Source organism: Exiguobacterium sp. RIT594 (genome assembly GCF_003339585.1).
Lineage (GTDB): Bacteria > Bacillota > Bacilli > Exiguobacteriales > Exiguobacteriaceae > Exiguobacterium_A.
The window spans coordinates 714865-727687 of the sequence record NZ_QPKF01000001.1 but is presented as its reverse complement, the minus strand read 5'-3'; the positions used below and the strand labels follow the sequence as shown (position 1 = coordinate 727687).

Below are 12823 nucleotides of genomic sequence, written 5' to 3'. Positions count from 1 at the left end.
GGTCATTCCTCCTCTTGCTCCTGATCGATGCGTGTTTCGTGATGTCCGCAAGACGTACATTCTACTTTCACACCGTTCTTGATTTTCTTTTGTACCATCATACTGCTGCAAACCGGGCATGGTTCTTCGACCGGTTTATCCCATGAGACGAATTCACATTCCGGATAATTCGAACAGCCGTAGAACAGGCGTCCTTTTTTACTGCGGCGTTCGACGATTTCACCTGTTCCACACGTCGGACATTTGACACCGATCTCAACTTGAATCGGTTTGGTGTTGCGGCATTCCGGGAAGTTTGAGCACGCCATGAATTTACCATAACGACCCATCTTGATGACCATCGCGTGACCACAGACTTCACAATCTTCTCCGGCCGGTTCATCCTTGATTTCGATTTTTTCGATTTCGGCTTCTGCACGTGTCAGACGTTTTTCAAACGATTTATAAATCGGATCGACGACTTCCGTCCACTGCATGTCCCCTTTTTCGATTGCATCGAGCAATGCTTCCATGTCAGCCGTAAATTGAACCGTGATGAATTCTTGGAAATAATCACTGATCATATCAATGACCAGTTCCCCGAGTTCGGTCGGCAAGAATTTTTTCTCTTCGAGCGTCACATAACCACGCTTTTGAATCGTATCGAGTGTTGGTGCATACGTCGATGGACGGCCAATCCCGAGTTCTTCCATCGCTCGGACGAGACGTGCCTCGGTATACCGCGGTGGTGGTTGGGTAAAGTGTTGTTTCGGCTCAATCATTTCCTGTTCCAATACTTCACCGTCTTCAAGCGGTGGTAGCAAACCGTCCTTGACGTCTGTTACTGTCTCATCGTCTGTATCTTCAATATAAACTTTCATGAATCCGGCAAATTTGACCGTCGAACCGTTTGCCCGGAACATGACATCGTTTGAAACCAAGTCGACTTTGACTGTATCGAGAACAGCCGGAGCCATTTGGCTCGCAACAAACCGTTCCCAAATTAATTTGTATAACCGGAACTGATCACGGGATAAATACGATTTGACAAGTTGCGGGTCACGCATCGTCGATGTCGGACGAACCGCTTCGTGGGCATCCTGCGAATTCGCTGCTTTTTTCTCTTTCCGTTTTTCAACAGCGATATATTCTTTTCCGTACGCATTTTCGATGAACCCTTGTGCTTCAATGTTGGCGGTTTCAGATGTCCGGGTTGAATCGGTCCGCATGTACGTAATCAAACCGACCGTCCCTTCTTTTCCGAGCTCGATTCCTTCATATAATTGCTGGGCAATCATCATCGTCTTTTTCGCACGGAAGTTCAGCTTGCGGGCTGCTTCTTGTTGAAGCGAACTCGTTGTAAACGGCAAGGCCGGATTCCGGCGACGTTCTTTTTTCGTCACGGAATCTACCGTGAAGGACTCTGACAGTTTTGCCAATATTTCATTGACTTCTTCTTCCGAGTGCAATTCACGTTTCTTTCCGTCAACTCCGTAGAAGTTGGCTTCGAGTTTTTCACCATTGGCATCAAGCTCTAGTTTAATCGTCCAATATTCTTCCGGTAAAAAGGCATTGATTTCCTGTTCACGGTCAATGATCATCTTCACAGCAACCGATTGAACACGTCCTGCTGATAATCCTTTTTTAATTTTCTTCCAAAGTAACGGACTCATACTGTAACCGACGAGACGGTCCAAGATACGCCGTGCCTGTTGTGCATCGACAAGATCATAATTGATCTTGCGGGGTCTCTTGAACGAATCTTTGATGGCGTCTTTCGTGATTTCATTAAAGACGACCCGGCATTCTGTCGATTCATCGACACCGAGGGCTTTCGCTAAGTGCCAAGCGATTGCTTCCCCTTCGCGGTCCGGGTCGGCTGCGAGATAGATTTTTTGTGCTTTTTTAGCGGCCGTTTTTAACTCTTTTAAAACCGGACCTTTACCACGAATCGTAATATACTTTGGTTCATAGTCATGTTCTACGTCAACACCCATTTGACTTTTCGGTAAGTCGATGACATGCCCCATCGAAGCTTTCACGGTATAGTTTGAACCGAGATAACGTTTGATGGTTTTTGCCTTTGCAGGTGATTCGACAATTACTAAATATTTTGCCATTACAATCGCTCCCTATTAGAGGCGTACTCGTATTTTAATCTCACTTATCATAGTAGTCTCGATTCCCATTTGTCAACGTTCATCAAGATACTTTTTGAAACTTCTTCCGGATTTAAGAGTGGAATCGCCCCTTCCGCAATCAGTTGATTTGTCCCTTGAAAGTGTTTTTCTGTCGGACAACCGGGGATACAATACACGTCTTTCCCCTGTTCCAGCGCGTGACCGGCCGTGTTCATCGTTCCGCTTTTCCGGGTTGCCTCGACGATGATCAATCCTGAAGCCAGGCCAGAGATGATCCGGTTTCGTTCTAAAAACTGATATTTCTTGACTGGGGTTGGAGCGGGATACTCCGATAACAGCAGACCTGCTTGTTGAATCCGCTGAAACAGTTGTGAATGCCGGACGGGATACAGGCAATCAAAACCGCTCGCTAACACAGCAATCGTCGCTTGATGATGTTTAAGGGAAAGACGATGTACAAGAGAATCAATGCCAAGGGCGCCACCTGACACCGTGACGAATGGAGACTCAAAAAAGGGACGTAAGAAAGATAAACGTTTTGAGTGTGAAGGAGAAGGTTGACGACTTCCGATGATACTGATCATCGGCTGTTGTAATAAGGAAGGGTCACCGCTGAAGAAAAGACCGTAGACAGGTTGAGGAATCTGAAGTAACGACATCGGGAAACACGGGTCTCCGGGAACAAGAAGGTTCGTTGGGACTTGATCCAATTGTAGGGCTTGCTGATAACGGTTTTTGATGGATTTTGACACGGGTAAATCCTCTACCGGTAAAAGACCGTACTGCTCGATCAAGACAACGATTGAATACGGAACCCGGCAAGTCGCAAAACGTGCATACAGTTCTCTGTCCATTCATTCCGCTCCTTTTATATAGAAGAAAGCCGTCCTGATTAAATCAGGACAGCTGGCCTCTTGTTTAGTTCACAGTTGAACCTGTGACACATTCATCGTAAATACCGGCTTCTTTGATGACACGAATCAACGTCTCACCGATGATAGCTGGCGTTTCTGCCACTTCGATACCGTTAGCACGAAGTGTTTTGATTTTTTCTGCAGCTGTTCCTTTACCACCTGAAATGATGGCACCGGCATGACCCATCCGTTTGCCTTCAGGTGCTGTTTGTCCACCGATGAATCCGATGACCGGCTTCGTCATGTTGGCTTTGACCCACTCAGCCGCTTCTTCCTCTGCCGTTCCACCAATTTCACCAAGCATGATAACGGCTTTTGTTTCCGGATCTTCATTAAACGCTTTGAGCGTATCAATAAAATCTGTTCCGTTGACCGGATCGCCACCGATTCCGACTGCTGTTGATTGACCAATTCCTGCTGTCGTCAATTGATGCACGGCTTCATACGTCAACGTTCCAGAACGTGAAACGATTCCGACGTGACCTGGTGTATGAATGTATCCTGGCATGATCCCAAGCTTCGCAACGCCTGGCGTAATCACACCTGGACAGTTTGGACCGATCAGACGGACTGGTTTTCCGTCCAGATAACGTTTTACTTTGACCATATCAAGAACCGGAATTCCTTCCGTGATACAAATGATCAAAGCGATGTTCGCATCCGCTGCTTCCATGATGGCATCCGCTGCAAATGCAGGCGGTACATAGATGATTGAAGCATTGGCAGCTGTTTTTTCGACTGCTTGTGCTACTGTATCGAAGACCGGTACTCCTAATACTTCCGTTCCACCTTTACCTGGTGTCACGCCACCTACGAGGTTCGTTCCGTAATCAATCATCTGTTCGCCGTGGAACATCCCTTGATTCCCTGTAATTCCTTGAATGATGACTTTTGTTGATTCATTTACCCAAATACTCATCCTTAGCTCCCCCTTACTTCACGAGCGCAGCAATTTTTTCTGCGCCGTCTGCCATTGATGTAGCTGCTGTAATCGCTAGACCTGAATCTTTGAGAATTTGTTTCCCGGCATCGACATTTGTTCCTTCGAGACGGACGACGAGTGGCAATTCTAAGCCCACTTCTTTTGTTGCGGCAACGATACCTTCTGCAATGACGTCACACTTCATGATTCCACCAAAGATGTTAACGAAAATCCCTTTGACGTTCTCATCCGATAAAATCAATTTAAAGGCTTCTGTTACTTTTTCTTTTGTCGCACCGCCACCGACATCAAGGAAGTTTGCTGGATCGCCGCTGAAATGCTTGATGATATCCATCGTCGCCATCGCGAGACCTGCACCGTTGACGAGACATCCGATGTTTCCGTCGAGTGCGATATAGTTTAAGTCATTTTTAGAAGCTTCCACTTCACGCGGATCCTCTTCTGACTCGTCACGGAGTGCAACGACATCCGCATGACGGTATAACGCGTTTGAATCAAAGTTGAGTTTTGCATCAAGTGCCAAGACATCACCGTCTTTTGTTGTGACGAGTGGGTTGATTTCAGCAATCGAGCAGTCTTTATCGACGAAGAATGTATACAATTTCGTGACCATACCGACGAATTTATTGACAAGTTTAACCGGAACACCCATTGCAAACGCCAATTTACGCGCTTGGAAAGCTTGTAAACCGACTGCCGGATCAACCACTTCTTTGATGATTTTTTCCGGAGTTGCTTCCGCGACTTCCTCAATATCCATTCCGCCTTCACTTGAACCCATGATGACGACACGTCCCGTTACACGGTCAAGGACAATCCCGAGATAGTATTCCTTGTCAATCGCGCAACCTTCCTCAACAAGAAGACGTTGGATGACTTTACCTTCTGGACCTGTTTGATGCGTGACGAGTGTTTTGCCGAGTAACTCTGTCGCGAATTCTTTCACTTCTTCTTGCGATTTTGCCAATTTAACACCACCGGCTTTACCGCGACCCCCTGCGTGAATCTGTGCTTTTACGACTTTGATCGGACCTGACAATTGTTCTGCTGCATCGACTGCTTCTTCAACTGTAAATGCTGCAATTCCGTTCGGAACAGGTACACCGTACGAACGAAGTAACTCTTTTGCCTGATATTCATGTACATTCATGAAAAAATCCCCCTTAACCCCTTTAGTTTCGGCTCTTTCATTGTAGTTAAAATTGGAAGCGCTGTCTATCGTTATCGACCGAAAGCATTTATTTCTTCGAAATTCCTGTTTGATCGAGTTGATATAAAAAGGCGAATAACTCGGCAATGACCCCGTATAATTCATTTGGAATTTGCTCTGAGACTTGGACGGCGTCGAGCAAGGTGACCAACGTCTTGTCTTGCCGAATCGGAATACCGTGTTGTAGGGCTTCTTCGAGAATTCGCTCCGCCACCCGTTCTGATCCTTTCGCGACGACCTTCGGAGCCTGCATCTGCTCTTCATAGGATAAGGCGATGGCTTTTTTCATATCTGATAATCCACCCTTCCGTTTCGATCCGTCGGTTGGAACGGTATCCGTTCTTTTTCCGCTTCTATTTGTTCGAAGCGGATCAAATCATATCCCTGTTCGTGCAGACGTTGTTCGATGGTCGGCTGATAGTGGGACATAAAAGCGGCAATCCGGTCATCCGGATGGAAAACGGAAATCGCGATTTTTCGATCCGTGATTAATAAATCCAATGCAATTTCGCCGACTTTCGGCAATTTTAAGTAAAAAGCAATTCGTGCGTGATCCGGGTTAAATTCTTTTTGATCAAAGGGTGCCTCCATCGTGACATCGACTTCTTCGAACGGACCAAATTGCGGTAATTGAAACAAAAATATACCGCGTCCGGTTTCATTTGTCGCTTGAATGACCTGTTGGGCCAGCACCTGATCACTCGTCTTCCGGTCGAGCTGCCCCTCTGTTGTCCCATCCGCACTCCGAGCGAGTTGAACCAATTCGATGATGGCTTGTTTGAAGGCTGTTCCGGATCCTTCCATCACTTTTTGCCCCAGCTGTTGCAAGACATCCCGTGTCGTGTGCGGGACGGATTCCGCTGAAAGTGGAGCGATCCGATCAAATGTCGGAAGCACCGGTAATTTCGGAGAACTGGTTTCCTGTGAAACAATTTTTAACACGGGCTGTCCATCTGTACTCGTGACCAAAAACCGGTAGGTCGCTCCCTCTTTTAGCTCGGCTGTCGTTCCCGCCGTCAAGACACGTTGTCCGACCTGCAGTTCCATCAGACCGTCCGGAAGCAGTTTCAATACTTTACCGATGACGTTTGCCCCTTCACGTAACGGTTGGTTGGCCGAATCAATTATTTTAAAGGGCAGTAAGGCACGATGCTCAATCTGCATGATAGCTCACCTCCTAAAGTCGGTCGAGGACCGGTTTAAATGTCTTCCGGTGAATCGGCGTCACCCCTATACGGTCGAGTGCCTGTAAGTGTTGTACCGTCCCGTATCCGGCATGTTGTTCAAAGCCATACTCCGGATAAATCATGGCGTATTGTTCCATCATCGTATCCCGTGTTTCTTTCGCGACGACACTTGCTGCTGCAATCGAGATGCTCCGGGCATCTCCTTTAATCAGGGATTCCTGCGGGAGATCGACATCAAGCGTCATCGCGTCCACTAACAGGGCATCCGGCGTCAATTGAGCGACAGCCTGCTGCATGGCCTGTTTAGAGGCCTGGTAAATGTTGATCCGGTCAATCTCTTCCGGTTCGACGATACCGATTGCGACTTCTGCGACTTCCTGAATGTGCTCATACGCAGCAAGTCGCTGTTTTTTCGACATCTGTTTTGAATCTGTCAGCCCGGAATGATAAAAATCGACCGGTAAAATGACAGCTGCTGCGACGACCGGTCCCGCAAGCGGTCCCCGGCCGACCTCATCCACTCCAGCAATGCGCTGGTGACCTTTCGCGCGGTACTCGTCTTCAAAACACGATCGCTCTTGAAACTGAAGTCGTTGTTGCGCTTCATTTAACAACCGGCGTTCTGCCTGTTTCAGGGCAGCAACGACTCCTTTTCGGGTATCTTGTGCGAACTCGATTTTTACTTGTTCAAATTCTTCCTGTGAGACGATTGCTAATCGTGCTTTGATTTCAGAAATGTTCATGACTTGACTCCTTTTCGAAAAAAGCTTGGATTTCTCATCTCGAGAAGTCCAAGCCTGTCTTATTCTGTAACGGTCGCCCACTCTTCGACGGTCTCGAGCGTAACCCGACCAATTTTCTCCGTTCGGAGTTCGTGAAGTAACATTTCACTTGTCCGCTCAAAGTCGACATAGCCGCCGGTTACGAAACCACGGTTTTTTCCGATGGCTTCTAATACATCAACAGCTTCTCCCGTGATTTCCTTGAGACGATAACGCAGTTTTAATTGTTCCGGATAACGCGTCATCAACTCACGGATGGCAAACAAGGCAATATCATCAATATTTAGGATATCATCCTTAATGGCGCCCGTTGCCGCTAACCGGTAGCCGACAAGCTGGTCATCAAACTTCGGCCAGAGAATTCCCGGTGTATCAAGCAGTTCCATCTCACCCGTCTTCATTTTGATCCATTGTTGACGCTTCGTCACACCTGGACGGTCGCCAGTAATCGCGATGTTCCGTCCAGCCAATCGATTGATCAACGTTGATTTCCCGACGTTTGGAATTCCGATGATCAAGGCTCGAATCGCACTTGGATTCCGCCCTTTATCCCGCATCCGGTCATGTTTGTCTTTCATCAGGCGTAAGGCACCTTCATGAATCTGTCCTAACCCCTTGTTATGCTTCGCATCGACTGCAATGACGTCGACACCATCCTTCCGAAGTGCCTGCATCCACTTTTCGGTCAGACGGGCATCAGCCATGTCTGATTTATTCAGGACGATCAGCCGCGGTTTTCCTGCTGTGATTTGTTCGACCATCGGATTACGGCTCGACATCGGTAACCGTGCATCCACCAATTCGATGACGACATCAATCAACTTTAATTTTTCCGTGACTTCACGGCGTGCTTTCGCCATGTGTCCCGGGAACCATTGTATTGTCATTTCTTCCACCTCAAGTTTTCATAGTGCTTGGACTGCTAATAATGAACGATTTATACATCGTGTCTCGTGTGACCGATCCACTGCCTGTTCGAGAGAAACGATCCATTCTCTAGTATACGCAACTTTTCGTCAGAAAAGAACCCTGTGCCGGTCCGAACAAAAAAACGGAGTCCACATGCAGTGAACTCCGTTTCTTAATTACTTAATTACTTAATTACTTGATTACTTGCTGAAATCATCAATTGACCGATCGAACATCATTAAACGGATAGAAAACGAAGTTCGTCGTACCGACGATTTGGTCTTCGTCTACAAAACCGATGTCCCGGCTGTCTTTCGAGTTTTGACGATTATCTCCCATTACAAACACTTTTCCTTCGGGAACGGTCGTTTGTGCTGTTTTTTCTTCCAATGTAAAGTCTTCTGTTAACGGAACACCGTTCATCTGCGCCTTAAACTCGTTCAGATAAGGTTCCACGACTTTTTTATCGTTGACGTATAACGTATCATCTTTGTAGTACATCGTATCACCTGGAACAGCAATCACACGTTTGATGTAATCCCGTGTCTCCGTTGCATGGAAGACGACGATGTCTCCCCGTTCCGGTTCATTGAAATAATAAGGAACCTTATTGACAATCATTCGGTCCGAATTGTGTAACGTCGGCATCATCGATTCGCCGTCTACAATGACCGGAACGAATAAAAACGTTCGGATGATGAACGCAATTACGAGCGCCACGACCAGCGCCTTGATCCAACTAAATAACTCCTTCACGCGTTCCACTCCTTCAACTCAATCTCTTGCCTAAACCTAGTATACGCATAAACGGTAAAAAAAAGAAGCTTGTCCGGAGACAAGCCACTTTTTCACATGATTAACGACGAATTTCTTTAATACGAGCCGCTTTACCGCGAAGGTTACGGAGGTAGTAAAGTTTCGCACGACGGACTTTACCGTAACGAACGACTTCAATTTGCGCTACACGTGGTGAATGGAGCGGGAATGCACGCTCAACGCCAACTCCGTAAGAAATCTTACGAACTGTAAACGTTTCGCTGATGCCGCCACCATGACGTTTGATGACTACGCCTTCGAAAAGCTGGATCCGCTCACGCGTACCCTCGACGACTTTAACGTGGACGCGGACTGTATCACCAGGACGGAATGCAGGGACGTCTGACTTGATTTGTTCTTGTGTAATTTCACGGAACAATTGTTGTGTGTTCATGAATGATTTCTCCTTTTTTCACCAATGTTCGTATCTTCATTTGCCCTTGGCATCCAACAGCGGAACATCGTTAATATGTGGCTTTTGCCACATGTTTTAACTTATCACAGTTTCAGTCGTTTGACAATCCTGAAATTGATTGCAAGTAACGACGGTCGGTCTCGGACAAATCGGCCTGCTCAAGTAAATCCGGTCGCCGTTCCAGTGTCCGTTTCAATGCCTGTTCACGGCGCCACGTTTCGATCCGGGCATGATTGCCGGACAATAAGACATCCGGAACCACTAAACCCCGAAAGTCAGCCGGACGCGTATAATGCGGATACTCGAGCAATCCGGTCGAAAACGAGTCGTCTTCATGACTGGCAGCTTTTCCGAGAACATCCGGTAACAGGCGGACGGTGGCGTCAATCATCGTCATCGCGGCAAGCTCGCCACCGGTCAAAACAAAGTCACCGAGCGACACTTCGTCCGTCACGAGCTCATCATGGATCCGTTGGTCAAAGCCTTCGTAATGACCGCACAAAAAGACGAGCTCCGTTTCGGTTGACCATTCTTCAGCAAGACGCTGATCAAATCGCCGCCCCGTCGGTGTCAGGGCAATGATTCGCCGGTTGGCTTCAGGCAATGCCGCAATCGCGTCAAACACCGGTTGGGGAGTCAATAACATTCCGGCCCCTCCACCGTATGGAGAATCATCGACACGCCCATGACGATTCGTCGAATAGTCCCGGAAATTGACATAGTTGAGTTCAATCCGCTTCTCCTCTTGCGCACGGGCGACAATCGAGTGATTAAGCGCTGTGAACATTTCCGGAAATAGCGTCAGGACCGTAATGTTCATCCTTCGATCAAACCCGGTAACGGTGTGATTTGAATCCGTTTGGCTTCGACGTCAATTGAGGCGACGACTTGTTCGATATAGGGAATCAGCACATCTTTTTTACCGGGACGTTTGATCGTCCATACGTCATTTGCTCCCGTTTCTAAAATATCAGAGACGACACCGATTTCGTTTTCACCGTCGAAGACCGTACAGCCGATGATTTCATGATAATAAAATTCATGTTCCCCGAGTTCCTGTAAGGCTTCCGGCTGAACATACAGTTTCAAGCCTTTGTATTTCTCAACATCATTGATGTGTTGCATTCCTTTGAACGTCACCATGATGAATTGTTTGTGTTTCCGGTAACTGCTGATCGTAAACGGTGTGTATGTTCCGTTTGATTCTAAAAATACATCATTGCCGACTTTAAAGCGCTGTTCCGGAAAATCTGTGCTTGCCAGTAGTTTCAATTCGCCTTTCAAACCGTGCGTGTTGGCGATTTTTGCGACTTCCAACCATTCCATCTGTTCCACTTCCTTATTCCCAAGTCTTGTTTCCCGTTATTATTTTGCCATACAAAAAGGAGGTAAGCTTTCGCTCACCTCCAATCGTCTTACTTCGCGAGTTTCGCGTTGTGGAATTTCTCCATGATACCAGCTTTTGAGAAGAGGTTACGAACTGTGTCTGAAGGTTTAGCACCTTCAGCGAGCCATTTAAGAGCAAGCTCTTCGTTAAGTTTTACTTCTGCTTCTGGTTTAGCAACCGGGTTGTAGTATCCGATTTGCTCGATGAAACGACCATCACGTGGTGCACGTGAGTCTGCTACTACCACACGGTAGAAAGGTGATTTGTTTGCGCCCATGCGCTTAAGACGAATTTTAACTGCCATTCGTAAGTCCCTCCAGATAATAAATAGTTTTTTGGTTTAGTCAAATTGACAACTTCACTAGTATACAACGTTCCAGCAAAAGTGAAAAGACTTTTAGAAGAATGGGAGGCCAAAGCCGCCTTTCTTTTTCCCTTTGCCCATTTGGCCGGAGAATTGTTTCATCATCTTCCGCATGTCTTCAAATTGCTTGATCAATCGGTTCACTTCTTGAATGCTACGACCACTGCCGCGCGCAATCCGTTTCCGACGACTCGCATTGAGAATTTCCGGTTCAGTCCGCTCTCGTTTTGTCATCGATTGAATAATCGCTTCGACATAAACAAGTTGCTTCTCATCGATTTGGGCATTTTTCAGACCCTTCATCTTTCCTTTACCGGCACCCGGAATCATTCCTAACAACTCATCCAAAGGACCCATCTGTTTCACTTGCTGTAACTGCTCGATGAAATCGTCAAACGTGAACGATGCATCGCGCATTTTGCCTTCGAGCTCTTTGGCGCGTGTCGCGTCCATTTGAGACTCCGCTTTTTCAATCAGCGTCAGCATATCTCCCATGCCGAGAATCCGTGACGCCATCCGCTCCGGATAGAATGGCTCGATTGCGTCCAGCTTCTCTCCAAGACCGACGAACTTAATCGGTGCTCCGGTGACTGCCTTGATGGAGAGTGCTGCTCCGCCTCGAGTATCCCCGTCGAGCTTCGTCAAGATGACACCTGTCACACCGAGCTTTTCATTAAAGCTTTCGGCGACATTGACGGCATCCTGACCCGTCATCGAATCGACGACAAGGAAGATTTCATTCGGTTTGGCGATTTCTTTCACATCAACCAGTTCCTGCATGAGGTCCTCGTCGATATGTAAGCGTCCCGCCGTATCGATCAACACGATATCGTGGTGATGCTCTTTTGCATAGTCGAGGGCATTAGTGACAATCTCTTGTGGACTGACCTGATCTCCCATTGAGAAAACAGGCAGTTCGAGTTGTTTTCCTAACGTCTCGAGCTGTTTGATCGCAGCCGGTCGGTAAATATCCGCTGCAACGAGCAGTGGACTGCGATTTTGTTTCTTCCGTAAATGATTCGCAAGTTTTCCGACTGTTGTCGTCTTACCAGCCCCTTGCAAACCGGTCATCATGATGACGGTTGGCGGACGGTTCGATAACGTCAATGGAGAAACTTCTGACCCCATCAGTTTCGTCAATTCGTCATGGACGATTTTGACGACTTGCTGACCTGGCGTGAGAGACGTCATGACATCTTGCCCGACTGCACGTTCTTTCACATCATTTACGAATTGTTTGACGACTTTGAAGTTGACGTCAGCTTCTAATAACGCAAGGCGAACCTCACGCATCATTTCTTTTACGTCCGCTTCAGAAATCTTACCTTTACCCCGCATTTTAGCGAGACTGGCTTGAAGCCGTTCCGATAATCCTTCGAATGCCATGAAATTGCCCCCTACTCTAATTGCTCGAGTGCCGTAATGGTCACGTGAGCTTCGCTCGGAAGGTCTAGTTGCTTCAACTGATCAAGAAGTATCTTTCGCTGTTCATACTTTGCGAACAAACCCAGTCGTTCTTCATATTGTTCAAGCATCGCTTCCGTACGTTTTATGTTGTCGTAGACTGCTTGTCGGCTGACTTCAAACTCATCGGCGATTTCACCTAACGAAAAGTCATCTAGGTAATAGAGTGACATATAATTCCGTTGTTTCGGCGTCAAAAGCTCCTGATAAAAGTCAATCAGATAATTCATCCGGTTCGTCTTATCAAGTGTCATTCGAACACCTCCGCGGTTGTTAAGTGAAATTCCTTTACAGATAGTATAGTACAGCCCT

Annotated in this window: 15 protein-coding genes; all 15 read right to left on the bottom strand. The window is 47.1% G+C overall.

Going from position 1 to position 12823, the window contains the following annotated elements; all coding sequences use genetic code 11:
- Positions 1-2: 2 nt before the first annotated feature.
- Positions 3-2099: a type I DNA topoisomerase gene (topA, locus tag DVG79_RS03595; RefSeq protein ID WP_114595491.1), complete on the bottom strand. Its 2097-nt coding sequence runs from the start codon at positions 2097-2099 to the stop codon at positions 3-5.
- Between the two features lie 47 nt (positions 2100-2146).
- Entirely contained in the window at positions 2147-2974 is an 828-nt protein-coding gene (gene dprA / locus DVG79_RS03590) for a DNA-processing protein DprA (protein WP_114595490.1), read from the bottom strand.
- Positions 2975-3038: 64 nt separating this feature from the next.
- Positions 3039-3953 carry a succinate--CoA ligase subunit alpha gene (sucD, locus tag DVG79_RS03585; RefSeq protein ID WP_114595489.1) on the bottom strand — a complete coding sequence of 305 codons (915 nt, stop codon included), beginning with the start codon at positions 3951-3953 and terminating at the stop codon, positions 3039-3041.
- A 13-nt stretch (positions 3954-3966) separates the two neighbouring features.
- Positions 3967-5127: an ADP-forming succinate--CoA ligase subunit beta gene (gene sucC / locus DVG79_RS03580; protein WP_026827995.1), complete on the bottom strand. Its 1161-nt coding sequence runs from the start codon at positions 5125-5127 to the stop codon at positions 3967-3969.
- An 88-nt stretch (positions 5128-5215) separates the two neighbouring features.
- Positions 5216-5476 carry an EscU/YscU/HrcU family type III secretion system export apparatus switch protein gene (locus tag DVG79_RS03575; RefSeq protein ID WP_114595488.1) on the bottom strand — a complete coding sequence of 87 codons (261 nt, stop codon included), beginning with the start codon at positions 5474-5476 and terminating at the stop codon, positions 5216-5218.
- A complete protein-coding gene (locus DVG79_RS03570) occupies positions 5473-6351 on the bottom strand; it encodes a hypothetical protein (RefSeq protein ID WP_114595487.1) in 879 nt (292 codons plus the stop codon). The genes DVG79_RS03575 and DVG79_RS03570 overlap by 4 nt, the downstream gene beginning before the upstream one ends.
- A gap of 13 nt (positions 6352-6364) precedes the next feature.
- On the bottom strand, positions 6365-7117 hold the full coding sequence (locus DVG79_RS03565; RefSeq protein WP_114595486.1) for a ribonuclease HII: 753 nt from the start codon (positions 7115-7117) through the stop codon (positions 6365-6367).
- A gap of 59 nt (positions 7118-7176) precedes the next feature.
- Positions 7177-8043: a ribosome biogenesis GTPase YlqF gene (gene ylqF, locus DVG79_RS03560; protein WP_114595485.1), complete on the bottom strand. Its 867-nt coding sequence runs from the start codon at positions 8041-8043 to the stop codon at positions 7177-7179.
- 238 nt (positions 8044-8281) lie between these two features.
- A complete protein-coding gene (lepB, locus tag DVG79_RS03555) occupies positions 8282-8821 on the bottom strand; it encodes a signal peptidase I (protein WP_114595484.1) in 540 nt (179 codons plus the stop codon).
- 100 nt (positions 8822-8921) lie between these two features.
- The gene (gene rplS, locus DVG79_RS03550) at positions 8922-9275 is read right to left on the bottom strand and encodes a 50S ribosomal protein L19 (RefSeq protein ID WP_012370767.1); all 354 of its coding nucleotides are present in this window, start codon (positions 9273-9275) and stop codon (positions 8922-8924) included.
- A gap of 112 nt (positions 9276-9387) precedes the next feature.
- Positions 9388-10116 carry a tRNA (guanosine(37)-N1)-methyltransferase TrmD gene (trmD, locus tag DVG79_RS03545; protein WP_114595483.1) on the bottom strand — a complete coding sequence of 243 codons (729 nt, stop codon included), beginning with the start codon at positions 10114-10116 and terminating at the stop codon, positions 9388-9390.
- Positions 10113-10622, bottom strand: a complete 510-nt coding sequence (gene rimM / locus DVG79_RS03540; RefSeq protein WP_114595482.1) for a ribosome maturation factor RimM — start codon at positions 10620-10622, stop codon at positions 10113-10115. The genes trmD and rimM overlap by 4 nt, the downstream gene beginning before the upstream one ends.
- An 89-nt stretch (positions 10623-10711) precedes the next feature.
- Entirely contained in the window at positions 10712-10987 is a 276-nt protein-coding gene (gene rpsP / locus DVG79_RS03535; RefSeq protein ID WP_012370770.1) for a 30S ribosomal protein S16, read from the bottom strand.
- Positions 10988-11080: 93 nt separating this feature from the next.
- Positions 11081-12433: a signal recognition particle protein gene (gene ffh, locus DVG79_RS03530; RefSeq protein WP_026827987.1), complete on the bottom strand. Its 1353-nt coding sequence runs from the start codon at positions 12431-12433 to the stop codon at positions 11081-11083.
- A gap of 11 nt (positions 12434-12444) precedes the next feature.
- Positions 12445-12765 (bottom strand): putative DNA-binding protein, encoded by a 321-nt coding sequence (locus tag DVG79_RS03525; RefSeq protein ID WP_114595481.1) that lies wholly within the window; start codon positions 12763-12765, stop codon positions 12445-12447.
- Positions 12766-12823: the final 58 nt, after the last annotated feature.